Source organism: Sphingomonas palmae, assembly GCF_900109565.1.
GTDB lineage: Bacteria > Pseudomonadota > Alphaproteobacteria > Sphingomonadales > Sphingomonadaceae > Sphingomonas > Sphingomonas palmae.
The window spans coordinates 61,666-86,921 of the sequence record NZ_FNZZ01000008.1 but is presented as its reverse complement, the minus strand read 5'-3'; the positions used below and the strand labels follow the sequence as shown (position 1 = coordinate 86,921).

Annotated in this window: 23 protein-coding genes; 11 read left to right on the top strand and 12 right to left on the bottom strand. The window is 62.4% G+C overall.

What is annotated here, in order from left to right; all coding sequences use genetic code 11:
• Positions 1-39: 39 nt before the first annotated feature.
• Genes BMW51_RS15290 through BMW51_RS15280 form a run of 3 tightly spaced genes read right to left on the bottom strand, consistent with a single transcriptional unit; the run spans position 40 to position 3,490 of the window.
• Positions 40-1,632, bottom strand: a complete 1,593-nt coding sequence (locus BMW51_RS15290) for a GMC oxidoreductase (protein WP_143051907.1) — start codon at positions 1,630-1,632, stop codon at positions 40-42.
• Complete coding sequence (locus tag BMW51_RS15285; protein WP_143051906.1) at positions 1,629-2,546, bottom strand: aldo/keto reductase; 918 nt, start codon at positions 2,544-2,546, stop codon at positions 1,629-1,631. Before BMW51_RS15285 ends, BMW51_RS15290 begins: the two co-directional genes overlap by 4 nt.
• The gene (locus BMW51_RS15280) at positions 2,543-3,490 is read right to left on the bottom strand and encodes a hypothetical protein (protein WP_425441002.1); all 948 of its coding nucleotides are present in this window, start codon (positions 3,488-3,490) and stop codon (positions 2,543-2,545) included. The genes BMW51_RS15285 and BMW51_RS15280 overlap by 4 nt, the downstream gene beginning before the upstream one ends.
• Here BMW51_RS15280 and BMW51_RS15960 point away from each other — a divergent pair.
• On the top strand, positions 3,455-3,871 hold the full coding sequence (locus tag BMW51_RS15960) for a hypothetical protein (RefSeq protein ID WP_143051904.1): 417 nt from the start codon (positions 3,455-3,457) through the stop codon (positions 3,869-3,871). The two genes, BMW51_RS15280 and BMW51_RS15960, sit on opposite strands and share 36 nt — an antisense overlap.
• 136 nt (positions 3,872-4,007) lie before the next feature.
• Here the strand turns inward: BMW51_RS15960 and BMW51_RS15275 are convergent, their stop codons facing one another.
• Together BMW51_RS15275 and BMW51_RS15270 are read right to left on the bottom strand one after the other, a co-directional pair.
• Positions 4,008-4,856, bottom strand: coding sequence for a glycosyltransferase family 2 protein (locus BMW51_RS15275; protein WP_177171714.1), 849 nt, complete (start codon positions 4,854-4,856; stop codon positions 4,008-4,010).
• Between the two features lie 66 nt (positions 4,857-4,922).
• Entirely contained in the window at positions 4,923-6,167 is a 1,245-nt protein-coding gene (locus BMW51_RS15270; RefSeq protein ID WP_093007998.1) for an O-antigen polymerase, read from the bottom strand.
• A gap of 319 nt (positions 6,168-6,486) precedes the next feature.
• Here BMW51_RS15270 and BMW51_RS15265 point away from each other — a divergent pair, with 319 nt between their 5' ends.
• On the top strand, positions 6,487-7,578 hold the full coding sequence (locus tag BMW51_RS15265) for a glycosyltransferase family 4 protein (RefSeq protein ID WP_177171713.1): 1,092 nt from the start codon (positions 6,487-6,489) through the stop codon (positions 7,576-7,578).
• A gap of 38 nt (positions 7,579-7,616) precedes the next feature.
• Here BMW51_RS15265 and BMW51_RS15260 read toward each other — a convergent pair whose 3' ends face one another.
• On the bottom strand, positions 7,617-8,717 hold the full coding sequence (locus tag BMW51_RS15260; protein WP_177171712.1) for a glycosyltransferase: 1,101 nt from the start codon (positions 8,715-8,717) through the stop codon (positions 7,617-7,619).
• Between the two features lie 378 nt (positions 8,718-9,095).
• On the opposite strand from BMW51_RS15260, the gene BMW51_RS15955 reads away from it, so the two are divergent.
• Entirely contained in the window at positions 9,096-9,563 is a 468-nt protein-coding gene (locus BMW51_RS15955) for a hypothetical protein (RefSeq protein WP_143051903.1), read from the top strand.
• A 42-nt stretch (positions 9,564-9,605) separates the two neighbouring features.
• On the opposite strand, the gene BMW51_RS15255 is transcribed toward BMW51_RS15955, so the two are convergent.
• Positions 9,606-11,033, bottom strand: coding sequence for an oligosaccharide flippase family protein (locus BMW51_RS15255; protein ID WP_093007992.1), 1,428 nt, complete (start codon positions 11,031-11,033; stop codon positions 9,606-9,608).
• A 112-nt stretch (positions 11,034-11,145) separates the two neighbouring features.
• Between BMW51_RS15255 and BMW51_RS15250 the strand changes: the two genes are divergently transcribed.
• The 3 genes from BMW51_RS15250 to BMW51_RS15240 all read left to right on the top strand — a co-directional run bounded on the left by BMW51_RS15250 (position 11,146) and on the right by BMW51_RS15240 (position 14,186).
• Positions 11,146-12,054 (top strand): hypothetical protein, encoded by a 909-nt coding sequence (locus BMW51_RS15250; RefSeq protein ID WP_143051902.1) that lies wholly within the window; start codon positions 11,146-11,148, stop codon positions 12,052-12,054.
• Positions 12,055-12,121: 67 nt separating this feature from the next.
• A complete protein-coding gene (locus tag BMW51_RS15245) occupies positions 12,122-13,153 on the top strand; it encodes a glycosyltransferase family 2 protein (RefSeq protein WP_143051901.1) in 1,032 nt (343 codons plus the stop codon).
• 73 nt (positions 13,154-13,226) lie between these two features.
• Complete coding sequence (locus BMW51_RS15240) at positions 13,227-14,186, top strand: rhamnan synthesis F family protein (RefSeq protein ID WP_093007986.1); 960 nt, start codon at positions 13,227-13,229, stop codon at positions 14,184-14,186.
• A 59-nt stretch (positions 14,187-14,245) separates the two neighbouring features.
• Here the strand turns inward: BMW51_RS15240 and BMW51_RS15235 are convergent, their stop codons facing one another.
• From BMW51_RS15235 to BMW51_RS15215, 5 genes are all read right to left on the bottom strand, one after another.
• On the bottom strand, positions 14,246-15,130 hold the full coding sequence (locus BMW51_RS15235) for a hypothetical protein (RefSeq protein WP_093007984.1): 885 nt from the start codon (positions 15,128-15,130) through the stop codon (positions 14,246-14,248).
• A gap of 79 nt (positions 15,131-15,209) precedes the next feature.
• Positions 15,210-17,357: a GumC family protein gene (locus BMW51_RS15230; protein ID WP_177171710.1), complete on the bottom strand. Its 2,148-nt coding sequence runs from the start codon at positions 17,355-17,357 to the stop codon at positions 15,210-15,212.
• Positions 17,358-17,440: 83 nt separating this feature from the next.
• Complete coding sequence (locus tag BMW51_RS15225; protein WP_245708579.1) at positions 17,441-18,151, bottom strand: polysaccharide biosynthesis/export family protein; 711 nt, start codon at positions 18,149-18,151, stop codon at positions 17,441-17,443.
• Between the two features lie 110 nt (positions 18,152-18,261).
• Positions 18,262-19,722: an O-antigen ligase family protein gene (locus tag BMW51_RS15220; RefSeq protein ID WP_093007980.1), complete on the bottom strand. Its 1,461-nt coding sequence runs from the start codon at positions 19,720-19,722 to the stop codon at positions 18,262-18,264.
• 1 nt (position 19,723) lies between these two features.
• A complete protein-coding gene (locus tag BMW51_RS15215) occupies positions 19,724-20,950 on the bottom strand; it encodes a tetratricopeptide repeat protein (RefSeq protein WP_143051899.1) in 1,227 nt (408 codons plus the stop codon).
• Positions 20,951-21,116: 166 nt separating this feature from the next.
• On the opposite strand from BMW51_RS15215, the gene rfbC reads away from it, so the two are divergent.
• From rfbC to BMW51_RS15190, 5 genes are read left to right on the top strand one after another with little or no spacing between them, the layout of a single operon-like run.
• A complete protein-coding gene (gene rfbC / locus BMW51_RS15210; protein WP_093007976.1) occupies positions 21,117-21,674 on the top strand; it encodes a dTDP-4-dehydrorhamnose 3,5-epimerase in 558 nt (185 codons plus the stop codon).
• 10 nt (positions 21,675-21,684) lie between these two features.
• Complete coding sequence (rfbB, locus tag BMW51_RS15205; protein ID WP_093007974.1) at positions 21,685-22,737, top strand: dTDP-glucose 4,6-dehydratase; 1,053 nt, start codon at positions 21,685-21,687, stop codon at positions 22,735-22,737.
• Positions 22,737-23,678, top strand: a complete 942-nt coding sequence (gene rfbD / locus BMW51_RS15200; protein ID WP_093007972.1) for a dTDP-4-dehydrorhamnose reductase — start codon at positions 22,737-22,739, stop codon at positions 23,676-23,678. Before rfbB ends, rfbD begins: the two co-directional genes overlap by 1 nt.
• Positions 23,675-24,544: a glucose-1-phosphate thymidylyltransferase RfbA gene (gene rfbA / locus BMW51_RS15195; protein WP_093007970.1), complete on the top strand. Its 870-nt coding sequence runs from the start codon at positions 23,675-23,677 to the stop codon at positions 24,542-24,544. The genes rfbD and rfbA overlap by 4 nt, the downstream gene beginning before the upstream one ends.
• Before the next feature lie 20 nt (positions 24,545-24,564).
• Complete coding sequence (locus BMW51_RS15190; RefSeq protein ID WP_093008049.1) at positions 24,565-25,098, top strand: septal ring lytic transglycosylase RlpA family protein; 534 nt, start codon at positions 24,565-24,567, stop codon at positions 25,096-25,098.
• Positions 25,099-25,256: the final 158 nt, after the last annotated feature.

Here is a 25,256-nt window from a genome sequence, read left to right as displayed (position 1 = left end):
CCGGCAGATTGGCCGCTCGATAGCCGGGGGGTATATCCTTCAATTGGCGATGCGAAACTGCGAGAGGAGATCGTCGGCGGCTCGCATCGCCAGTTGCATGATGGTGAAGGTGGGATTGGCGCTACCAGAAGTCGGGAACACCGCGGCACTAGCGATCTGTACGTTAGAGATTGCGTGAACCCGCAGCGTTGGTCCAACCACCGACATGTGCGGATCGTGTCCCATTCGCAGAGACCCTGCGGGGTGCGCCTGTTCAGACGCAGCGTCGATCGCGCGCTCAGGCAACGTGCTCCAGTCGAGTGACCCCAACGTCGAATGGGTATGCCACAGATGTGCTATAGTCTGACGCGCGGTTTGCAGCGTGTGCTCGTCGTCCGACGTGCGCTCAAGATCTACGTGCAACATCGGCATGTTCAAACTGTCGCGCCGCTCGGCTAACGTCAGCCGGTTCGCTGCGATCGGACGCTGCTCAATCCAGACTTTGACGTTGATCACCGCGTCCGCGGACCAGAACTGTTGGTGGTGGCGTGTTTGCCACGTCAACGCTTGCCCAAATGCGGGAAGCTTGCGCATCAACCCCACCGAGTGACGCAGCGTTGCAGCGCCATCACGCGCATGCAGGCTGGCAATCATCGCCCGTGCGCGCGCGATTGCAGAATTCTCTACAAACAGCGCGTCGAAATCAAAGTACGCGCTCGCGCTTCGAGTTGCTTGTTGCCGCCCCGCGCTGAGCTCACCGTGTAGGTGGCGAACTGTGCGGTTCACCTTGCGGTCGGCGAGCGCACGGTTGAGCGGCGTCATCGATCCAGCGCGTAGAACGGCGACCTCTACGCCGAAATGGTCATTGAAATAACGTCCTAGGCTGTCTGTCGTACAGCTGATGCAACCCTCGTTTTGCGCATCAGCTAACAGCAACAAGCGGGTACTTTCGAGCGTGCCGGCCGCGATCACGAACGAGGTGGCGGCCACAGTCAATTCGCCTCCGCGGTGATTGATTGCGGACACTTTGGTCAGGCGCCCTTCCGCAATCTCAAGCGTACCCACTGTCGCATCGGTCCAAATCTCGAGATTGTTCAATCGCTCGAGTTCGTGCCGCAGCACGTGATCAATCCGATGATTTGCCTTTGTGGGACGCTTGGGCCACCGCCAAACGATGTCGGACATGCCGGTGGGCAATAATCGCCCGGGATCTAGATCGGGATTCTGATCATGTTCATAGGGGCTATTATCGACCCCCATCATCGCCTCGATCTCGCGGGTGTAGCGCGACAGGTCGTCCGGCGTGATCGGCCAGCCGGGCTGGTCAAGATACGGCCGAGCCGCCATGTCGCCCGGCGACAAAGGAAGCAGCTTGCCAGCCCATTTGGCCGAGGTGCCACCGATGCCGCGACCGCGTGCGATCCCCTGATACATGCCCGTGGGATCATCCACCGTGTCGAGCCCGACCATCGCCGCTTCGTGGTCGAGCGCCGTTGCCGTACCGCTTTCCAGCACAACGACGCGCAGGCGCGAATGCGCAGCGATCCTGACGGCTGCCGTTAGGCCGGCAATGCCTGCGCCAATTACGCACACGTCGGCATGGACGTGCTCGCGCCGGGATCCGAGCGAATGTCGACTGGCGGAGTGCGTCACGGCGTCACCAATCGTGCATAACCGGATAGTCGCTCCGGGTTGCGTGTTTGCACAATCACCGCTCCGTTCGGCCGACGCTCCAGTGCTCGTGTCAGATACGCGTTGATTTCGTCTTGCGTCAGCGGGGCTGCGCCGCGCGCGCGTTGCGAAGAAAACAGGCTATAGGTGAAATCGGGCACGAACCGCGTTTCTTCCCAGCGGCTTTCCGCGGTCTGCACCACATCCAGCACGTCGCCCCAGCGCGCGACCACGTCGTCGATTGTATCGCCGGCCACGCCGATCAAGCGCGCCATGCCGCTGGCGCGCACGGCGACCAGGGCCTCGATCATCTCGTCGTTGAGGCTCGCAGCGCCGGCGGGCTCATGGATCGCGAGCACATCAACGTAATCGGTCCGCAGGGCCTTGAGCGACGCAGCGATGGAGCGTTGCAACGTGTCCGGCGTGTAGCGTTGTCTGGGATAACGCGTCAGCTTCAACCGCGTAGCGGCGGAGCGCAGCTTGCGCCCGAACGGTGCCAATCGCCCCATGCGACCGATCAGCGACGTTGGTAGTAACCCGAACTTGGTGGTGATCGTAACCCTGTTGCGGCGTGTTCCCAGTACGCGGCCGAGCACTTCTTCGGACAAACCGTCGCTGTAGAAACGCGACGTGTCGAAGTGAGTCATGCCCAGATCGATCGCGGTGTCGATCAGCGCGGCACGGGCGTGCGCCGGCATTAGATGAAGGTGCGCAAGGCCGACACCGATCTGCGGCACCACCATCCCGGAGCGCGGCAGGGTGACGCAGGGCGTTCCAGATCGGACTGCTTCCATGTGTGCGCGCGCCCCCTTGTTCACGCGTTGACGACGCGGGCCGCCTACCGGCGGGTGGCAGAAGTGTCCATGTGAAACGCCGGAGCGGCCGGGTGAGGTCAACCGATCACGTTGTCTGCAAGACGCAGCTTGTCGGCGGGTAACAGGCTGATCACCAGCCGCGTAGAACCCTTGGTGAAGCGTCCGCCACTGATGCTGAAGCGACGCAGGCCCGGTGCATTCTCTGCGTAAATCGCGCTGTCGACTGGGCCACCGCGAAGCCTGCTGCCGCTGACAACTGGCGCGGTGATCGTCGCCGTTCCGCTTGCCGTACGTGTCAGCACGAAAGCAAGGCCGGCGATGTCGGTCAACTGCGGTCGGTCGATCACGGCGTCGCGCCCACCGATGTCGAAACCATTGGGGCGGAGGTCGGGATTGTTGGAGGTAATGTTGCGCAAACGTGCGCCGGCGATACGCGGGCGTACAGCGAACTCATGCAGCATCACCGCCGCACGACATGCCCGGCCTACCGTATCGATGACGGGATCAGTGACGGTACAATCCACCGCGGCGCGCGGGAGCGTTTCCGATCCAACGAGGTCTTGACCCGCCCGCCCACCAATCGTGATGGCGCCTTGATCGAAGCCAGCGGGTAGCCCGCGCCCGGTCACGCAGCCACGGATCACGGGTGCGATCACCCGACAGCGCGCCACGCCGAACGTGTTGAACCCTTCCTCGCCATAAAGATAGACGCCCGCGGCCGCAGCGCGTTCGATCAATGGCCGCTCATAAACGACGTCGGTTCCGCCAACCACGGTGAAGCCACGCGCCGCTGAGTCACGGCTGATGCCGTCGACCGCCCGAATATTGCGACATACCTGACGTTGCCGCACATAGGAGACGACCGCGAAACCGTCGTCGCCCGTATTCTCCGCCAACGGTCGCTCGAATGTCAGGTCAGTCGATCCGTTGGTGACGTGGATGCCGTCAGCGAAGCTGTGGCGCACGATAGGCCGGATGATGCGTCCACGATGCGCGTTGTTGAACATGAAGCCTGCGGCAGCCATGCCTCGGCCAGGGGCAACCGCGTCAACCGTGACGTTCTCGATGACGAAATCAGTCGCCTGGTTGCCCTCGTCGCCGATCCACAGACCATCGTCCCAATCGTCGGACGTGCGCGCGCGCGCCGCACCGAGCAGGCGCAGGTTCGCGATACGGAAGTCGCGCCCGATGCAGCGCAACACCTGTCGCGCATCCGCCAGCGCGCCCAACGTGCATCCCTGCCCATCGAACGAGACACCCTGAAGCGACAAGGGGCCATCGTGGCGGTAGTAAGCATCGGGATCACCCAAGAGATCGAACCCTTGCTCGTGTGCTGCGCGAAAGGCCTGATCAAGCCCTGTCCACTGATCACGGTTGCTGAACCGGTCGACCCCCAGGCTGGATAGCGTGCGCGTCGGTCGCTTGGTGATCGTGCCGGTAGGCGCGGACGTTACCGAGCGCTCCTTGCCCTGACATGCCGTGATCACGCATGAACCAGCTAGACCAGCGATGACCTGGCGGCGCGACCATGCCATCAATGCATCAATTTCCATAGGTGCGGCGCAAGGCCCCTTCCAACCGGCCAATCGCGACACGACCGTAATATGGCAGCATATCGGCGCGCCCGCGCGCCAGCGACACTACCGCACTGGCCAACGGACGCGCGACCCACTCCGCGATCTTGATCGGGCCATAGCCATGTAGCCGAAGGACAAATCCCATGCCGCGAGCGTAGCCGTGCGCCTTTCGCATGAGCTTCGCATCGGGACTGCCCAAGATCATCTCTTCGTGGTGACCGACGAGCGCGGGATCATACCAGCAGCGCAGACCGGCACGTAGTGCTCGAATGAGAATGTCCTGGATTTCGCACGATTGCCACGGTGTCGCAGCACCGATGCCGATGTCGTCATCGAACCCGTCGAGCATGTCCAGCGCCCTGCGACGGAACAACACCATCCACTCAATCGCCGTTGTCCAAACGTTGACTAGGTCGAGCGATTGAGGCGCCTTCTCAAACCGGCCATTGATGCTTCGACCGGTTTCGTCAGCGGCGCGGCCCGATATGATGTCACAATTCCAGTGCGCCATCGCCGCGAGGGACTTTTCCAGAAAGTCGCTCGGATACCAGCAATCATCGTCGGGGAAGAGCACGATATCGCCTCGGGTTCGGCGCCAGCCGCGGTTGCGGCCACGGCTGGCGCCGCGCTCGCCCGGCGTATGGAAGCGTTCGATCCGAAAAGGCCATGGCCGCACGCATAAGGGCGCCAAGCGATCGTCGTCGTTCTGGTCCACGACCAGAACGTCGAAATTGGTAAAGGATTGCCCCGCAAGGCTGTCGAACAGCCGTTCAACCTGTTTCACACGGCCAAGCGTCGTCACGACGAGGGACACTGCAAAAGCATGAGCGGGAGCGTTAGGCGCCGGTGGAATGGTTGAAACGTTGTGCATGAGAACGGCCTATGAGTTCGTTGCGCGTGCGACTTTGGCAAGAAAGCGGCCCCGTGGCACCTGGGTAGGACGCAGCGCGTAGAAGGCGATCGCAGTTCCGAGAAAGATCGGCAGCGTGCGGGTGTCGACGATATAGACGATACGGATTAGGTCAGTCAGGCCGAGGAATACCGCGGGGTACAACATAAGCCCTATAAGATTGCGATTCTGGAAGCTGCGATGAACCACGCCGATCAGCACGCCCAGCGCGACCATGAACAAGGATGCTAAAAAGAAGTTGTAATCCAAGTAGGCTGAAAAAAATCCCCCTGGATTGTTGAACTCCAGCGTGGCGTATTTCTGCAGGTACTGATTCATCATCGATTCTTCGTCGCCGGTGAAGAAGCCGCGCAATCCCGGAAACTTACTGATCCAGCCGATCGTGATTTCGGGTGTGGGATGGTTCTGCCCGTACATCAGGTACGCGCCCGCCCCGTTGTTGATCGAGGTAGAGAAATACCCAGCAAACCGCTGGGTCACGAAATCTAGGTACGACGCGTAGAACAAGCGATAATATTGCCAGCTACGGAAATACTCGCCCGCTACGAAGGCGAGAAACACTGCGACGATCCCGATGAAAGGCGCCAGATTGCGCAGCGCTGACGGACGCCAGCGATAGGCGACAGGGATCACGAACATTGCCGATAGGATCTCGAGCAGCGCTAACCGTTCGGAGTTCAGCACGGAGCGCAGAAAGGTGAGAACGATGATGCCCAATGCGATGTGCCGAATGCGCGATGGCATCCGATAGCCCGCCAACGTGATTAACGCCGACAGCAACGCCAGAAAGACGATCCCGAACTGCACCAGCGACGTCACGCCCGGAATACGCCCCAACGCCTCGCGCAGCAGCCCCGCCGCGGCTGCGTTGCCGCGTAGCAGTTCCAGCACTAGGTCGAAGCGGTAGAACAGGGTGCCGAGCAATAGCACATAGGCAAAGATCGTGATCCACCCGAACCATATCAGCACCCTCGTGGCACGGTCGGGATCGATCAACACAATCATGTTTTGTCGTCGCACAGCGCCGCGCCCGACCGCGATCCCGAGCAGCATCATCGCGGCGCTGAAGATCGCGACCCCGAACGTCTGCCATGTCACGAAGTTAGCGCTGGCATTGTAGAGCGAATAATTGAACTGGTTCAGATAGGCCGCGAAGCAGAAAATCGGCATTACAATGGCGACAATCGCCCAGATCGGATCGAGCCACCACGCCATGCTGCCTCCTGGCGGGCTGTCGAGCACGAGTGCCTGACGTTGCGTGCGCGGTCGCTCCGCCCTGTTGTCGGGCGGACCTTGGGCATCCGACGCCCCGATCTGGGGGGAAGAAGTCATTGACACTCCTGCGAGCAACACGCCGTGTCCGTAGCCGCACGCGCCAGCGTCCGACAACCTCTAAGCGGGTTGTGGCGTTAACGGGGAAATGCTCTGGCAATCCAGCGGAGCCTGCGACGCGGCTGGGATTTGGCGGCATCCCATTCTATGCATAGCCGGTGTCGCGATGCGGCAAGTCCATTTACCTTCAAGGACAATCGTCGTGCGCTTCGTCCTCAATGGCCGATTTCTCGGCCGCCCCGTCACCGGCGTCGAGCGCGTCGCGCTGGAACTCACCCGCGCGATGCGCGGGCTGCTTGCGCAGCGCGGCGAACGCGACATCGACGTCCTGATTCCCTCCACCACCCCAGCCATCAACGTTGAAATGCTGCTGGGCGGCCCTGTCCCGGCCGTTAACAAAGTCGGCCGGCGCGCCGGCCATGCGTGGGAGCAAATCGATCTGTCGTGCGCGTACCCAGACGCTTGGCTGCTCAGCTTGTGCAACGTTGGCCCCATGCTGCGCCGGCGCCAAGCGATCATGATACACGATACCCTGTTCATTGACCATCCTGAGTCATTCTCTCGCGCGTTCCGCTGGTGGTATCGTTTGGTGGTGAGCGTGGTCGGTCGGCGCGCGGACGCGGTGTTTACCGTATCCGAGTTCTCCAAAGCGTCTCTGGAGCGACACAAATTGGTTCCAGCAGGCAAGGCGCACGTGCTGCGGCTCGGCATTGATCACTTGGAAGGTGCGGTATGCGACGAAGCGATCCTGGATCAGATCGGCGTGCGTCCGCACGGCTATGTCCTGGCGATCGGATCACTGGCACGGCACAAGAACCTGGGGATGCTGATCGACGCGTTCCGCGCAGCCGAGCTTCACGACGTTGACCTGGTGGTGGCGGGAGGTGGCAATTCCCGCGTGTTCCAGCACGCCGGGCTCAGCGGAGGCGCTAACATCCGCTATACCGGTCGAATCAGCGATGCCGCGCTGAAGGGCCTATACGCCAAAGCGATGGCTTTTGCCTGCCCGTCGATCTCCGAAGGGTTCGGCCTGCCGCCCCTAGAGGCAATGAGCTTCGGCTGCCCCGTGGTTGCGACCACCGGTGGTGCGGTGCCCGAGATGTGCGGTGATGCCGCGATCTACGCCGATCCGTACGATCGCGCCGCATGGACGCAGGCGCTACGCCGCATAGCGAACGATGCATCGTTGCGCGAAACATTGTCTTCGCGGTCCCGAGAACGTGCCGGTTTCTTCACTTGGGTAAATGCGGCACGGCAGGTACTGGACGTGCTCGCAATGTTTGAAAAACAATGAGTGCCGGCAGCGGTATCAGCGTCGGATAGCGATCGAATTTACGTTGAACCTTTGCGCCCGATCACGTCATCGATGATCGCAGAAAGATTGGCGGTAAATGCGTTTAAGGAAAAGCGCTCGGCATTTGCGGCGATCCGTTTCTTGTCCCAGTGATCGGGGAAATCCGCCACGGCTCTTACCAGCGCTGGCACGGTTGCTTCGTCAACGAATAAGCCGCTCGTCCCTTCTTGTGTTGTATCCAAGAATCCGCCAGCCCTGAGTACCAGCGCGGGCGTCCCAAACGCGTTAGCCTCTATTGGAGTGAGGCCAAAGTCCTCACGAGACAAGGACACCAGTGCTACAGCATGGGCATATAGCCAACGCAATTGTGCATCCGAAACGTGCCCAAGTGACCTGATGTTTGGTGAAAAGTTGCCAAAGTTATCACCGCCGATAATTACTAGCCTATGATCGGGTAATTGGCAAAATGCGTCGATAATAGTTTGTGTTCCCTTATATCCTCTGGATCGACTCACGACAAGGAAATATCCAGGTTCAAGGGCAACTACAGGTTCCCGGGGCGCATGCACATCAATCGATACTGGCGGAAACACAACCCGTGCTTCAATGCCGTAAGCGTGTCGGATACGCGCTGCGACTGAGGTCGAGTTTGCGACGTAGCAGTCGGCCGAACGCGCCGCTATCTTATCCAGAAAGCGCAGCGGCCTCTTCGCCAAGGCCCACAAAGCCTTCACGAGCTTTCCACTTTTTAGAAAGTAATCCTGATCCTGGTAAATCCACCTAGCAGGATTATGGCAGTAAACTATCTTCTTCGTTCTACTGCTTGTGCGTATCGCATGTGACCATCCAGAAGAACTACAAAGTACAACACCACTATCAATCTTCTTCATAAAGCGCCATGCAAACGGTAATAGAGGAAGCGCAAATCGTGGATCACGGCGGAAAACCTTGAAGTGCTTTAGAAAGCTTTCCTTTATACTGTAGTCCATAAACTCATTAAAAGTACTATTCTCATTCCACACTGATGTAATTATTAACTCTGGGTTAAATGCCTTAACCATATCAAGGGTAACGCGTTCAGCCCCACCTTTTTGGGTGAGATAATCATGAGCAATCACGCAATTCTTTGTGCTAGACATTTGTTTACTCATTTTGCATAGCTGGTCGCCGCAGTCGTGTCGGGTGGAAGACAGTTGATATCGCAACGCCTCACAATGCTTTGAGGGCCTTATAGACACATAGGCACGAGAGAACAGCGGGGCGATCACGTGCCAGCGCCCGTGCGGATGCGAGGCGCAAGACACAACGAATAGGAAAGGATATGGCAGTGACTCCACCACGTTGCTGATGAACCTAAAATGGATGACGTACGAGTACCACTATGCTGGCGGTAAAATCAGGTTTACCTAATGGATGTCACTGCCTTGGATATAGACCACTTGGCGCCATTTCTTGATTATGGCATACTCATGACGATTGATAAGCCTATGTATTGCCTGGAATAGATTGAGGCATGATTGATCCTCACGGTAGTTTATTGTAGTAAATCATGGAGCCTTGACGGAATGATTATCCGTGCGACGCGGCTGTGGCGCCCCACGATCACCATTGCTGCGGTTATCGGTGGAATGACAGTCGCTCCCGCGTGTGCGCAGCTGATCGGAAACGAGATCCGTGGTGACCAGCGCATTTGTACGTATGTTGGATCGCCGACAGTACCCAATGATACATTGGACGCTCGCACAGTCACGCTTGCCGTAGGCCAGGAATGCCCGGTCGCTGCACCTTACGTCGACCCCGACGCGCCGATCCCGTCGAACGCTGCACTGCGCAGTGAGACGACCAGCGCAACCAATCGTTTCTGCATTTACGAGCAAGGTGGCGTCAGCTACCAGGTGACAGTAGAAATTGAAGTTCGCTGCGCGATGACTCCAGCGTTGCTGGAACGCGACCAGCAGCAGCGGCGCGACCGGCAGCAGCGATGACAAACGCGCCGCCCGCCGGGCGATATGCGCGCGTTACGCCGCCTACCGGCGTGTATACAAGCGGCTGATTTCTAGAATCAGTGGATGGCGACGCGCGACCAGCAGTCCTGTCCAGTTCGCGACACCCAGCGCAATCGCTCCGGCGATCAGCAGCATCGGCGTTGCCGGCGACCAGCGGTACCATAGCATCAGGAGCAACGCCGGGATCGTCGCGGCTCCCGTCAGCAGTAGGCCTTCGGCGTAGATACGTTCCAGCTCCCCCGGCCGGGTGCCAGCGAGGCGATCCATGTGCGGGCGATACAGAAAATAACCGACTATTGCCTCAACGATCCGCGACGCCGCGGCCCAAGCAATGCCGAAGAAACAGCCAACGGTGAACAAGGACGTGCCGACGATCGCCCGCAGCATTTCGAACCGGGTCTGGCGCGCGGTTTCCTTGCGCAGCACGAACAGCTCCCAGTTCATTCCGAACCCTAGGGTGACGAAGGTGGATACCATCAACAGCGACAAGGGTAGCGCCGCGCCCAGCCACCGCTCGCCGTAGAGGGTAACGACCACCGGTCGCGCCAGGATCGCCAGTCCGATGAGTAGCGGCCACATGATGGCGATGATGTTGCGGATCGAGGTGGTGAACGTATCGTGCACCGTTCCCCGATTGTGCAGTTCGCGCGACATGTGCGAGAAGATCACGTTGGTTGCAGCACCGTAGACATTGCTGAACACCAGCGCCTGGATGTTCGATGCACGGGAGTACAGTCCGAGCGCCGAGAGGCCGATTAGCCGCCCCAGGATCAGGTCGCTGCCGCGCGTAGCAAGCTGCGCGACGCCGCTGATCGAGATCATCTGAACACCGAAGGCGATGATCGGGCGGAAATTGGCGAATGACGGAGCAAACACCGTATCGCGCCAGCGTGTCGCGGTATAGATGGTGGCACACACCGCCCCTGCGACCAGCGGGCCGATCGCTAGGCTGATTGCGCCATAACCGCGGAGCGCGAGCGTAACCGTCACGGCCGAGGTGACGACCACGCGCACCACGTTCACCGCCGAGATCAGGCTGTAACGCATTTCGCGCATGCTGAGCGCTGTGGGAATGAATTCGAAGATGGCGATCAACGGCGCCATGCTGGTCAGCAACAACACCGCGCCCACATCCGGCTGTCCCAGATAACCGGATTCAACGAACGCCATCCCGAACAGCGCGCCCGCCAGCACAATGCTCAGCACTGCATTCACGGTGAACACGCTGCGTAGCAGCGCGCGATCGACCCGTTCCTCGCGCACCAGATAGGTGTGCACGCTGAACGCCATGAAAATGGCAAGCACTGCCGATACCGCGACCGCCAGCGCATAGATGCCCACTTCGCGCGGAGACAGCAGTCGGGCAACGACGACCGAGGTCGAGAAACTGACAACGAAGGTGATGGCCTGGCTGCCATAGGACCATAGCAGCGACTTACGTATTGACATGGAAGCTCCACTCGCCCGATGTCGGCGATTGCGTGGGCGCGCGGTAGCGCAGGTCTAGCCGCAAATGTTAAACTTATTGCACGCGCACGCGAAGTGGTGGAACGCGCCCATCATGCTGCAACAGGCGGACGATCACATGACAGCCGAAACGATGCACCGCGGTGAACGGGTCGGCCCGGCAGGCATCGTCACGCGCTTGGGCGGCAGTGCACAACCGGTCTTCTCCATTTGCACGATGGTGACGAACTGGGATGAATATGACGGGTGCATGGCGTCGTTCGCACGAGGCGGGTTCGACCATCAAAGCTGCGAGTTCATCGTGCTGGACAACACCGCGGGAAATCGGGCCGACGGTTATGTCGCATTGAACGAATTCCTCCAGGCGGCTGCGGGCCGGCACGTGTTGATCTGTCACCAGGATGTGGTGCTGATCGAGCACGGCCGCGTGGACCTGGAACGGCAATTAGCCGAGCTCGACCAGATCGATCCGCACTGGGGCGTATGCGGCAACGCCGGCTACACTGCGGAAGGTTGGCCGGTGTTGAACTTGTCGCACCCGGCCAACGATCGCGATGTGCTAGGCACGCCATTTCCCGTTCGCGTAGTATCGCTCGACGAGAACTTCCTGCTGGTGCGCCGCGGAGCGAACCTGGCGGTGTCGCGCGACCTGTCGGGGTTCCACCATTACGCCATCGACCTGTGCACGGTCGCCGACATCCTGGGCTGGAACAGCTACGTTATCGACTTCTTCCTGCGCCACAACAGCAGGGGGACGCTGGATGCCAGCTACGATCGGTCGCGCGATGCGATCACCGCCAAATATGCACGCGCCCTGCGACCACGCTGGGCGCACGTCATTACGCTGCGTCCCTTTCTACTCTCGGGATCGCGGCTCCACCATCGCCTGAGCGGGGTGCAGCGGCGCTTGGGCAAGCTGCTGGGCATCTACCCGCGCGACGGCGTGCTGGGCGATCCAGCCAAGCGGCCCAGCAGATCATCGCCACCGATGCGGGCGGAATAGCGACCGACGCGCTGGTCGTCACATCGTGACTAGCCAGTTGCCCCGCTGACGGGTAGCGCACGCGGTCGTGCAGCAGTTACACGATCTTCCCAGCGTATCGGTCGCGATGGCGACGTACAACGGCGCACGCTTCCTCGGTGAACAGCTCGCCAGTATTACCGCGCAGACACTGCGCCCCGCCGAGCTGGTGGTCAGCGATGACGGGTCGAGCGACGACACGCTGACGATCATCCGGGCCTTTGCCGCGCAGGTGTCCTTTCCCGTCCGAATTTTGGACAAGACCGAGCGATTGGGCTTTTCCGACAACTTCCTGTTCGCGGCCGAGCATTGCACCAGCCCCTTGATCGCATTCGTTGACCAGGACGACGTATGGACGCTCGACAAGCTCGAGGTTGGTGCGCGACGGCTGCTGGCCGACGATAGCTTGATGTCGCTGCACCAGCTGATGATGACCGACGGCGATCTGGTGCCGACCGAACTATGGAATCAGGGGATCGTTGCCGACCGGGTGTGGCAGCCGCTGGAACTCGATCCTTGGGCAGGGTGGGGCAACACCATGCTGTTTCGCCGCGAACTGGTGACGCTGGTGCCGCGCGTCCAGCGCCCGCGCCATCCGGAGGCGAACCGGCCATTGTCGCACGACACCTGGCTCTACATCGTCGCGGCAGCGATCGGGCGCGTGTCGCACATCGCGCAGCCATTGATCCTGTACCGGCAGCACGGCGGCAATGCGTGCGGCATGGTGACGCCAGGGCTGCGGGCGCGGTGGCGCACCGCGACCACGGTGCCGTTGGGGAGCTATCACGAGCGCGTGATCTTCTTTGGTCACCTGGCCGCGTTGTTCGACGAAATGGCACGCACCAACCAGGGTGAGCTGGGTAGCCGCGCCGAAGCCGCGGCCGTGCGCTACCGCGAGCGGCGAGACCGATTCGCGTTGCGCGCCGGCCTGCATGGCGGTGACACGCTGGTTGAACGATTGCGCGCCTGGGTTCGGCTGCAGCAATTACGGGGCGGCGACGATATAGCGCCGCGGACGCGACTATTCTCGGCAGCCAAGGATTTCGCCTTGGGCGTCACGGGCTGGGGCCATCACGCATGATGTTCTTAACCCTGCCGACGATCCGGGCGCTACAGCTCGCTCGAACCGAGCTATCTTTCAACAGGAATAATCCGTGACTCCTGCGATACTGGTGCGAAAGGCACGCTCCTTCACGCTGCGCACTTTCCGCAAGCTGTTGGCAGGCCCGAAGGGGCGCCCACGCCCCAGCGACGTACCCGACGTCAGCGCCATCGTTCCGTTCGGCTATGACCTGAGCGGCGTCACCGCGCCCGCGCGCGGTATCGCGATCGTTTGTCACCTGTTCTACGACGACCTGGCGCCGCTGATGCGCGGGTACATGAACAACGTGCCTTTTCCGGCCGATGTCTTCATCACCACCGACACCGAAGCCAAGAAGGCGGCGATCGAGCGCGAGTTCGCCGATTGGTTCGGTGGGCAGGTGGAGGTTAGGATCGCGCCTAATCGCGGCCGCGATATCGCGCCGAAATTCGTGACGCTGTGCGACGTTTACGCGCGCTACGAGCTGGTGCTGATCTTGCAGGGCAAGAAAACGCTGACCGGGACGATCGGCGATGCGTGGCGGGACACGCTGGCCGGGACGCTGGCGGGAACACCTGACATCGTGCGTTCGGTGGTGGATCTGTTCAATCGCCATCCCGACATGGGCGTCGTCATGTGCCAGCATTTCGAAGGCGTGCGCGATTGCCTGCACTGGGACGGCAATTTCCGCTTCGGGCAACCACTCGCCAAGCGGATGGGGATCGCGCTGACCGACCAGCACGTGCTCGATTTTCCTTCGGGCTCGATGTTCTGGACGCGGGGAGCAGCGTTGAAACCGTTGATCGACGCCGATCTGACCTTTGACGATTTTCCGCCGGAAAAGGGTCAGACGATCTGGACCAATCAGCACGCGATCGAGCGCCTGATCCTGTTTGTCGCCGAACACGCCGGCTTCACCTGGACCAAGATCGCGGCCCCGGCCTTTTTCTCCAATCCAGCGGAAATGGAGCCGGTCGACACGCCGGCCGACCTCGACCGGATTATCGCTAAGACGCACCTGCGATTGCTGTAGCCCGACATTGGGGATGGAGCCGCCAAGCCTCGGCTCCGCCCCATCGACCGGATGCTACGTCAATCGCCGAAGCGGTACCGCCATGAGCGCTTGATGCTGGGTAGTGCCTGCCGCACGATCGCGCCGAATCCTACGCCCCCTCCGTTCAGGCGGAAGCGGTAATTCTCCACCATCCGTTCCATGACATTCGCCGGGTAGCAGCCCGCGAAGAGATCAAGCGAGCCATCCTGCTCGAAGCGGTGATGGAGGTATGATCCGACGGGCGGTGCCAGCGCCTTCCAATATCCCAGCGCCGTGACGATGTTGTTCCACAGGTGCACACCCACAGCGCCCTGCGTGGTGCGCTCGCACCAGTCGCGTTCCGCCGGTACGAAGGCGCGCCAAAATTCCTCATGCGGGATCGGAAAGAACATTTGCGGTGGCAGCGCCTGGCGCATGATCGCATCGCCGTCGAACACCGTGGTCATCAGCTTGGGGCCGGTTTCCGCCCAAACCAGATTACGATCCATCTTGCCCTCGGTTGCGGCGACCAGTTGCGGCAGCCGGGGGTCACCGCGTTCCAGCCGCAGTATTGCCGGGCAGATCAGCGTGTCGCTCTCCTTCGCAACGATCGTGGCGGGGAGGTCTGTAGGGAAGGGTGCGACCAGCAGCAGATCGGTGTCGATCCAGATGCTGTCGCTCTTCATCGATAGATTGTAGCGGAAGTAGTCGGAGAAATGACTGAGGTCGGCTTTACCCTTGTAGAGGAAACGGCCTGCCGACGCCTCCGGCGCGATGTCGCGCGCGTCGGCCGTGGCAACACCGTCGGGCACGCCGGCCAGCGGTTCGTAGCTGTACAAGGTGATGTGGTTGCCGTCGTTCACGAAGGAACGCAGGCAGGCCTGTTCGAAGGGTGACAGCGTGCCGCGCCAGAAACTGGCGAACTGCGGGCGTGTGGTCTGCATGATCGGTGTTCCTGATGCGCTGCGGGGCGAGACGCAGGCGGACGCGTGCGTGTGGTCGCCGCCTGCCGTGTTCCTGCTCCTATTTGGCTTTGTCGCCGTAGCCGTAACCCTCGCCATAGCCATAGCCATAACCGTAGCCGTAGCTGGCCTGACGGGAGTCGAACATCGACAGCACTGCGCCCAGTAGGTGCGCGTGCGCGCTGCGAAGGCGACCAACCGCCAGCCGCGCAACGTTCTTGTGCGTGCTGTGCGCGGCGGTGACAATCAGCGTCCCCTCCACCTTGCTCGCGATCAGCGGCGCGTCTGCCAGCCCCATCACCGGAGGAAGGTCTAGCACCACGTGGTCGAACTCGGTTGCCAGCTGTTCGAGCAGAATGGTCAGGCGATTGCCTGCCAGCAGTTCGGGCGTGCTGGGCGGCTGCGGGCCTGCGGTCATGATCGAGAGTCGATCGATCTCGGTTGCACGAACCAACGTGCCGAGATCGTCGTCGCCGGCCAAATAGTTGCTGAGCCCGTTGCCGAGCGGCTGGTGCAACAGGTGATGAACCGAGGGTGAGCGCATGTCGGCGTCGAGCAGCAGCACGCGCCGGTTGATTCGCGCCAGTGATCGCGCCAGCGCGTAGCTGGTCGAGCTCTTGCCCTCGGCCGGACGCGCGCTCGTCACCGCCAAGCTGCGCGGCACACCGTGCGACGTGGCGAAACCCAGGTTCGCGGCGATGGAGGCGTAAGCCTCGGTCAATGCCGACTTAGAATCCTGTAGCGCGTCGAGCGGTTCAATGTTGCTTAACTGCGGCGTCACGCCGATCAGCGGCATGCCGAGCAGCGGCTCCACGTCGATTGGATCGGTGATACCCTCGTCGATCTGCTCGAGCAACAGCGCTATACCACATCCCGCAACCAGCCCAGCGAGCAGCGCCAGCGCCAGGTTGAAGAACAAGCGCGGGCTCGAAGGAGCGCCGGGCACCTCAGCCTCGTCGACCACCGAAATATTGTTGACGCCGACGCCGCCTGCGACGCCGATTTCCTTGTAGCGCTGGAGCAGCGCGTCGTAGAGCTGGCGGTTGGTGTCCACCTCGCGCTGCAGGATGTTGTACTGGATGCTGCGACGACGGAAATCGAGCACGCGCCCGGTCAGTTGCTTGACCTGTGCTGCCAGCGCATTCTCGCGCGTGACCGCAGCGTCGTAATTCTGGCGCAGCACGTCCGTGACGCGCCCGGTTTCACCGCGCAGCGCAGCATCGATCGACGCTATCTGGGCGCGCAGCGCCTTCGCCGGTGGATAATCGGGAGCGAATTGCTGAAGCATGCGCGCATAATCAGCGTTCAGTTCGGCACGACGCGCCCGCAACGTGTTGGTGGTGGAATTGTCCAGCGCTTCCTTGACGTTGCTGTTGCCCGCCAGCCGGCTCTCGGCTTGAACGCGGTCCGCAGTTGCGGTGGCCAGCTCGCGGTTCAGGTTGACCAGATCGTCCGCGACGAGCGACCGTTCGCCGGTGCTTTCGCCCTGCGTGCCGCTGTTGCCCGGAATGTTGACGATATTCTGATTGGCGGCATAGCCAACGAGCGCGCGTTCCGATTGGTCGATGCGAACGCGCAGTTGCTGAAGTCGGTCTTCAAGGAATTTGCGTGCGTAGGATGTCGCCGCGTAGCGACGCTCAAGCGTGGTTTGAACGAAGTTCTCCGACCAGCCATCGACAACGCGCTTGGATAGTTGCGGATCGGGGCTGGTGAAGCTCACCTCCACCAGGCGCGACAATCGTTCGGGCTCGATCTTGATATTCTTGAGCAGCAGTCCGCCTGCCGTTTTCAAACGTTCCTCGCGAACCGCCGGCGTCTGAACCGCGCGGCCGTTCTGAAACCACTCGTCCGAGGCGGTGACGCCGAAGGTTTCGAAGAACGCCGGATCGTCGCCCAGTCGCAAGGTTCGCGCTACGCGCTCGGCGAGTGCGCGCGAGCGCAGCAGCCCGTACTGCGTTTCATAGAATTCGGCATCAACGCTCGACTGGGTGCGCTCCTCGCCCTTTACCTCGGCGACGTTGCTGGTTTCGCGCTGGATCTCAATCGTCGCCGACGCCGTGTAAAGCGGCGTCATGAACAGGGTGATCAGCAGCCCGGCGAGCACGAAACCGACCGTCGTGCCCAGGATCAGCCATTTGCGCCGATTGGCGATCGACAGATAGTCGGCGATAAGCGAGCGCTTGTTGGCGTTCGTATCGGCGAGTTCCACCTCAACCGGGAACGCTCCTCCCGCGGATGCGGGAGCGGGCCTGAAAGATAGATTGTTCATTGCTCCGCCAGCTTTCCGCAGGATCAGTTCAGGATCGCGATCAGCGGGCCGGCAATCAGCCCCGACGACGCAATGGCCAGGTTGAAGAGGCGACGGGCGCGCGATGCATCGACCTGCACGACGTCGTTCGCGAACACTTCGGGATCGGCGTAAATGCCCTGCTGGATCGCGCGTAGATCGTACAAGCCTACCGTGTCGCGGCCGTTCACGCGCCGGAACACCAGCACGAGGTCTTCACGTGCGACGTCCGACACGCCCTGCGCGCGCGCGATCGCACGTAGCAGCGTCATGCGCCCGGTCACCGGGTAGAGCCCGGGCTGACGCACCTGACCCGATACCGTCAGAACCTGACTGACGACCTGGGTGACATTGATCGTGACGCGCGGGTCGCGCACGTAATTGGCGCGCAGGCTCTGCGTCACCGCTTGGGCCAATTGGGTCGGTGTCTTGCCCGCGGCCGGGATCTCGCCCGCCAGCGGCAGGGAGATATTGCCGCTGCGATCGATCGTTACCGTGCGGCTGAATTCGGGCAAGCCGAACACGTCGACCGACAATTGATCGAACGGTCCGAGCACCTGCGGACGCGACGCCGACACGAGATCGGTGGCGAGCGGTTCAGGTAGGGCGCCCTGCTGCACGACAGTCAATCCGGGGCGGCCAACGAACCGGTCTTCGGCACACCCGCTGACGCCGATCAGCGCGATCAACGTAGCCGTGACAAGGGAGAACTTCATTGGGGAGGCGGGCTCCTGGGCACCGGGGACATATGTTCCACCCTCTATGGCAGCTTCCCCATCGTGGCAATGTAGGCTGGGCCGATGATGAGACCGGCCATGAAAGGAAGTCACAGCCGGGATGTTCGAACCGTGTTCGCCGCGGTGCCTGGGCGTTCGCACAACAGGCAGCAGCCGAGCGTGAACACCGCCGCCATCAACGGCGCGCGCAACGGATAATCAAACAAGCTGGCAAGCAGTATAAAGGCGACGACCACACCGCCCAGTAGCGCGAGATTGGTTTCGGCGACACCACGCACGCGCAACGCAGCGATCATCCGCACCGCCCACCACAGCAGGAACCCGACCAACAGCAGCAATCCCGCCAAACCCGCCATCATTGCCAGTTCGAACAGCTCATTATGCGCGTGATTGTAGAAGCTGCTCTTGAGGATCGCGTCGGGCTCATATTGACGGAAAACCGGATCGAAGCTGCCAAAGCCGGTGCCGACGGGAAAATTGGCTTTGACGATAGCGAGAACGATCGGCGCGTACAGGAACCGTTGGTCGTTATCGAGCGCCGACAACGATAGGAACCGGTCGATCGAGGCGGCGCGACCGAACGCGTAGGTCAGCGCAACCAGCAGCAGCAGCACCGCCGGCACGCCAAAGCGCAGCAATCGGCCGTGCCAGCGCGGTGCCGCGGACGAACCACGTTCGCGATCCGATCGAGCGGGAAACAGCGCAAAGGTGGTCGCCAGGCTCAGCAGCGTCACCATCATTCCCGCGCGTGATCCGGTCGCCAGGATCACCGGGAGAGTGAACGCGCCCAGCGCAAGCGCGACCCATTGCCGACGCACGCGCCAAGCCTTGTTCTGGGTTGTCGACAGCGTCCACACGCGAAGCGTAGGAAATACGAGCGCCAGCAACACCGCATGGTGGTTGCGGTTGGACAGGAAACCGACCGGGTATCCCTGGTAGGTGCGCTGATACCAGTAGAGCAGATTGCGCTTGCCGCCTGCGAACTGTGCCACGCCCAGGGCAGCGCTCAGGCCGCACAGCACTATCAACACCAGCACGATTGCGCGCCGCTGGACAGGTGTCAGCTTGATAAAGGCGGCCAGTACTGCGCCAGGCACGATCAAGGCGGCGAGACTGTTGAGCGTCAGGTCGGGCGTCAGCGAAATCGGTCGCCACGGTTGCGCAATGCCGGACAGCGCCGCGGCTGAAACGTAGGGTGCGCGTCCGGGCAGCGTGGTCCAGACCGATGGCGGCAGCGGAATCAATTGAGCCGCCATCAGCAGCGCAAACACCGCGAACAGCAGCAAGGGCGCGCGATACGTGCGCCAATCGGCAACGGTCGGGGTCAGCAGCGCCGCGATAAAGCAGATGATCGCGATCGGCCGGACGTATAGCAGCGAATAAACGTCGGCGAACGATGATCCACCGCCAAGTGCGCAGGTGACGAGCAGCAGTAGCAGCAGGTAAAAAGGGGCGGTCTGCGCTAGCGGCCCCTGTAGCGCGGACGGGAGCCAGCCATACGTGGCGGCTGAACGATGAGCGCGTGCGCGGTGATGACGGGGCGACGCCATGTCAGCGTCCTTCTTGCGGTTGAATGGTGATGTTGTCGATCCACGGCGTCAGGCCGGAAGGGTCCAGCGAGGCGGTCGCCTGAAAGACGATGCGCTGTGCCGCGCAGCCGGCGGGTACCGTAAAATCGGTGCGCCATGCCCGACCGTCGTTCGGCGCGGTGGGGAAGGGGGTGTTCACGATCTCGCGCCCGTCCTTGGCGCAGCGCACGACGAGATGCGGAAAGGCGAGCGGATCACCTGACACACCGCCCACCAGCGCCCCAACAACGTAGCGTCCAGGTGTCAGCATGATCAACTGTACTGCCAGATCACCGCCGCGCCCGTTCGTTGCGGTCAGGAACAGTGCGCTGCCGCGCTGCGCACGCGGGCTCGGCTGGCGCACCGCGGCAAGATCGGGCTCGTCTTTCAAATTCCACTCGAACGGATCGAACCCGCTCGGTTGCTCGAACCCGCCGTTGCGCAGCAAAGGATTGGAGCCCACAGGTTGGCCGTGTGCACGGTTGAACAGTTCGGCGCTGCGGCGATAGTCGCCCAGATCAACCAGGCGCTTCTCGATTCCCTGCAACAACCCGGTGTCGAGCCGTTCTGGTTTGTCGATACCAAGCCGGCGCGCGAAGGCGTACAAGGCATCGGGGTTGTTACCTTGCTGAACCGCCTGCACCATGAACGGGCGCCACCATTGCGGTTGCTCGGCGAGCATGCGGCTGAGCGGCACCCAGATCGCACGATCGTTCGCGGCCTGCGCCAGGATTGGGAAGAGCAGGTTGCGGCCGCTGACCGAGGTTTTCAGGGCACGGTTGTAGTGGCGCAGCGCCGCGTCCACGTCGCCGCGCGCAACGTTGGTTTCAATCAACCACAATTGCGTCGGCAAATCCCGCCGCGACATGGCCTCCGCATAGTGGACCAGCCCGGTTGCGCGCGCTTCATCTCCGCGGGCCGCAGCGACCAAGCCAAGTAGGCGTGCTGCTACAGGATTAATCGGCTGCCGTCCGATCGAGCGATCTGCGAGCGCGGCAATGCGGGCAGCATTTGCCTTGATATCACCGCCTTGCAGCAACGTGTCGCCGAGACGAGCGTTGCCATCTGCACTGGCCGGGTTCCACTGCAAGGCAAGCGCAGGTGCCCGGTTAGCGAACACCCGATCGATTGTCGCTGCCAGCACACCCCAGCCGATCAGGAGCCCTAGGAGCAGGATCAATCCAGGCTTAACAAACGAACGCGGCTGCAACACCAACTCCTTGGAATGCCGCAGCAACAACGAATTTGAGCAATCAATTCGCTACGCGTTACCGCAATGGGTCGCCGCTGTATTGAAAAGTGGCAAATACCGCAACGCGGGCAATCCCACTTAGCCTCATTGCCGTTCCCGCGGTGCCGCAATAGAAGGCCCGCCCATGTCCGTTCAACTGATCAAACCTCGCCGTTTTGGCGATGCCCGCGGCTGGTTCACCGAGGTGTATTCCGAGCCGGCGTTCGCCAAGCTCGGCATCACCTGCACCTTCGTGCAGGACAATCACTCGCTGTCGGTGCCAGCCTACACATTGCGCGGGCTGCATTTCCAGACGCCTCCGCGCGGGCAGGACAAGCTCGTGCGCTGCGTGCGTGGGCGCATCTGGGACGTCGCGGTCGACGTGCGGGCGGGCTCGCCGACCTACGGCGAGTGGGTCGGCGCCGAGCTCAGCGCGGAGAACGGGCACCAGCTGTTCATTCCCATCGGCTTCGCGCACGGCTTCGTCACGCTCGAGCCGGACTGCGAGGTGACCTACAAATGCTCGGACACCTACGCGCCCGAGGCCGATGGCGGCATCCGCTGGGACTCGGTCGGGATCGACTGGCCGATGCCGGCGGGCACGGCGCCCGAGCTATCCGACAAGGACAAGGTGCAGCCGACGCTCGCCGAGTTCGACAGCCTGTTCGCCTATGACGGCAACCCGCTCCAGCCCCTCGCCTGAAGGATTATCGATGCGTATCTTCGTCACCGGCGGGGCCGGCTTCATCGGCTCGGCGCTCGTCCGTCACCTAATCGAGCACACCGACCATGAAGTGCTCAACTTCGACAAGCTGACCTACGCGGGCACGCTGTCGACCGTGGAGCGCGTCGCGGACAGCAATCGCTATCGCTTCGTGCAGGGGGACATCTGCGACGCCGACGCGGTGCGCGCCGCGATCACCGAGTTCAAGCCCGACGTGATCACGCATCTGGCGGCCGAGAGCCACGTCGACCGCTCGATCGATGGCCCCGGCGCGTTCGTCCAGACCAACGTGGTCGGCACCTACACGATGCTCGCCGAGGCGCGCGCCTATTGGCTGGGGCTGGATGAGGACGCGCGCGCGGCGTTCCGCTTCCACCATATCTCGACCGACGAGGTGTACGGGACGTTGGGCGACACCGGGCTGTTCACCGAGGACACGCCCTACGACCCGCGCTCGCCCTATTCGGCGAGCAAAGCGGGATCGGACCATCTGGTGAGCGCCTGGGGCCACACCTTCGGGCTGCCGGTGCTGATTACCAATTGCTCGAACAATTACGGGCCGTACCATTTCCCCGAGAAGCTGATCCCGCTGATGATCGCCAAGGCGCTGGATGGCGAGAAGCTCCCCATCTACGGCCGCGGCGACCAGGTGCGCGACTGGCTGTTCGTCGAGGATCACGTCCGCGCGCTCCAGGCGGTGTTCGAGCGCGGCGAGGTCGGGCGCACCTACAATGTCGGCGGGCACAACGAGCGGCAGAACATCGATGTCGTGCGCACGCTGTGTTCGATCCTCGACGAGCTGCGCCCGCGCGCCGACGGCAGGCCCTACGCCGAGCAGATGAGCGAGGTCGCCGACCGCCCCGGCCACGACAAGCGCTACGCGATCGACGCGTCCCGCATCGGCGACGAGCTCGGCTGGTACCCGCAGGAGACGTTCGAGAGCGGCATCCGCAAGACGGTCGAATGGTACCTCGCCAACGAGGATTGGTGGCGTCCGCTGGTGGCGGCCAAGGCGTCCGAGCGCCGCGGGGTCGCGGCATAATGTCTGTCGACACGTCGACGAGCCGACAGAGCGACACGGCGACAGGTGCCATCCTCGTCACCGGCGCCAACGGGCAGCTCGGCACCGAGCTCCAGCGGCTCACCTGGCCCGCTGGCGTCCAGGTGGTGGCGGTCGACGTCGCCGACCTCGACCTGACCGACACCGCGGCAATTGAGGCACGCGTCGCGGCCGGGCACGACGGCCAGCCGTTCGCGGCGGTGATCAACGGTGCCGCCTATACCGCGGTCGACAAGGCGGAGAGCGACTTGGTCACCGCCTGGGCCGTCAACGCGATGGCGCCCGCGGCGTTCGGCAAGGCGTGCGCGGACGCTGGCATCCCGCTCGTCCAGGTATCGACCGACTACGTCTTCGCCGGCGACAAGGCGGGTGCGTGGGAGGTGAACGATCCGGTTGCGCCGCTCGGCGTCTATGGCGCGTCGAAGCTCGGCGGCGAGCTCGCGGTGCGCACCAGCGGAGCCCGCCACGCGATCGTGCGCACCGCCTGGGTCGTGTCGGCACACGGCAATAATTTCGTGAAAACGATGCTGCGCGTCGCCGCGACCAACCCGACGTTGCGCGTCGTCGACGACCAGCGCGGCTCACCCACCAGCGCGGCCGACCTGGCGCAAGCGCTCCACACGATCACGCTCCGGCTGATCGCGGATGCGGACGCGCCGACCGGCACGTTCCATTTCTCCAACGCGGGCGACGTCACCTGGGCTGGCTTCGCGCGCGAAATCTTTCGTCAGTCTGCGTCGTGCGGCGGAGCCTCGGCCGAGGTCGCGGGTATTGCCACCGCCGAGTACCCGACACCGGCCAAGCGCCCGGCCAACTCGCTGCTCAGCCATTCGGCGATCCAACGGGCCTACGGGATCGAGCCGCGTCCCTGGCAGGACGCGCTCGGCGACATTCTGAACGAACTCATCGGAGACGTGAAGTGAAGGGCATCATCCTGGCGGGCGGCTCGGGCACGCGGCTCCACCCGGCGACGCTCGCCGTCAACAAGCAGCTCTTGCCCGTCTACGACAAGCCGATGATCTATTACCCGCTCAGCGTGCTGATGCTCGCGGGAATCCGCGACGTGCTGATCATTTCCAGCCCCGAATATCTCGACAATTATCGCCGGCTGTTCGCGGACGGCTCCGCCTTTGGTATTTCGATCGCTTACGCCGAGCAGCCGAGCCCCGACGGCCTCGCACAGGCGTTCACGATCGGCGCGGACTTCATCGGCGACGACGACGTTGCGCTGGTCTTGGGCGACAACATCTTCTTCGGCGCACACCTGACCAATCTGCTCGAAAGTGCGGTCGCGCGCAAAGGTGGCGCAACTGTGTTTTCCTACCAGGTCGAAGACCCCGAGCGTTATGGCGTGGTCGAATTCGGCGAGGGTGGCCGCGCAGTCAGCCTTGAGGAGAAGCCCGCGCAGCCCAAGTCCAACCACGCGGTTACCGGCCTATACTTCTACGACAACCGCGTCGTTGACTTCGCACGTAACCTGAAGCCGTCGGCACGTGGCGAGCTCGAGATCACCGACCTCAACCGTATCTACCTCGATGCGGGCGACCTCTACGTTGAGCAAATGGGTCGCGGCTACGCTTGGCTCGACACCGGCACGCACGACAGCCTGCTAGAGGCTGGAGAATTTGTTCGCACGCTTCAGCACCGCCAAGGCGTCCAGATCGCTTGCCTTGAAGAAATTGCGTTCGAAATGGGCTTCATCTCCGCCGAACAAGCACGCGCGGCGGGTGAGAAGTTCAAGAAGACCAACTACGGCCGCGCTATCCTACGAGCGGTTGATGCCAGCTAACGCAACGGTCGCGCATGCTGATGCTGCGGTTCCTTCCGGTTGCCCCGACGCTCACGCTTATCGGATGCGCCGGCGCACAGGTGAGCGACTGGCCGGTGAAGATCGGGTGGCCGTACAGCGTACGTGGGGTGACCTACGTGCCTGCGGCTGCGCCGGGGTATGAGGTGGTGGGTTACGCCAGCTGGTACGGCAGCGAGTCAGGCAACCGTACCGCGAACGGCGAGCGTTACCGGGCGCGCTGGGTGAGCGGGGCGCATACGACCTTGCCGCTGCCGAGTTACGTTGAGGTGACCGCGCTCACGACCGGGCGGACAATCCTGGTGCGCGTCAACGATCGCGGGCCGTTCTCGCCCACGCGCGTCATCGACCTGTCACGCGGGGCGGCGCGGTTGCTCGGGATCGAGCAGGCGGGGCGTGCGGAGGTGCATGTGCAGCTGGTCGACCCGCCCGAGCGCGACCGTGCGCGGCTGCGGCGCGGCAAGCCCGCCGTGGCTCGGCGCGAGGCCTCGCCGGGACAGCTGGCGGCGTGGCGCTCGGTGCTCGCGGCGCAGTGATACATAGCGACGCTATCGACGCACACGCGTGACGACCACGTAAGCGAGTTGCACACAGGAATGTGTGCATGTCGACACCAAGACACGCACACACCCTTACTCCGCCATGTAACGCGCGAACGCATCCTTCCACGCCGGGTGCCAGCGCGATAGCGCGG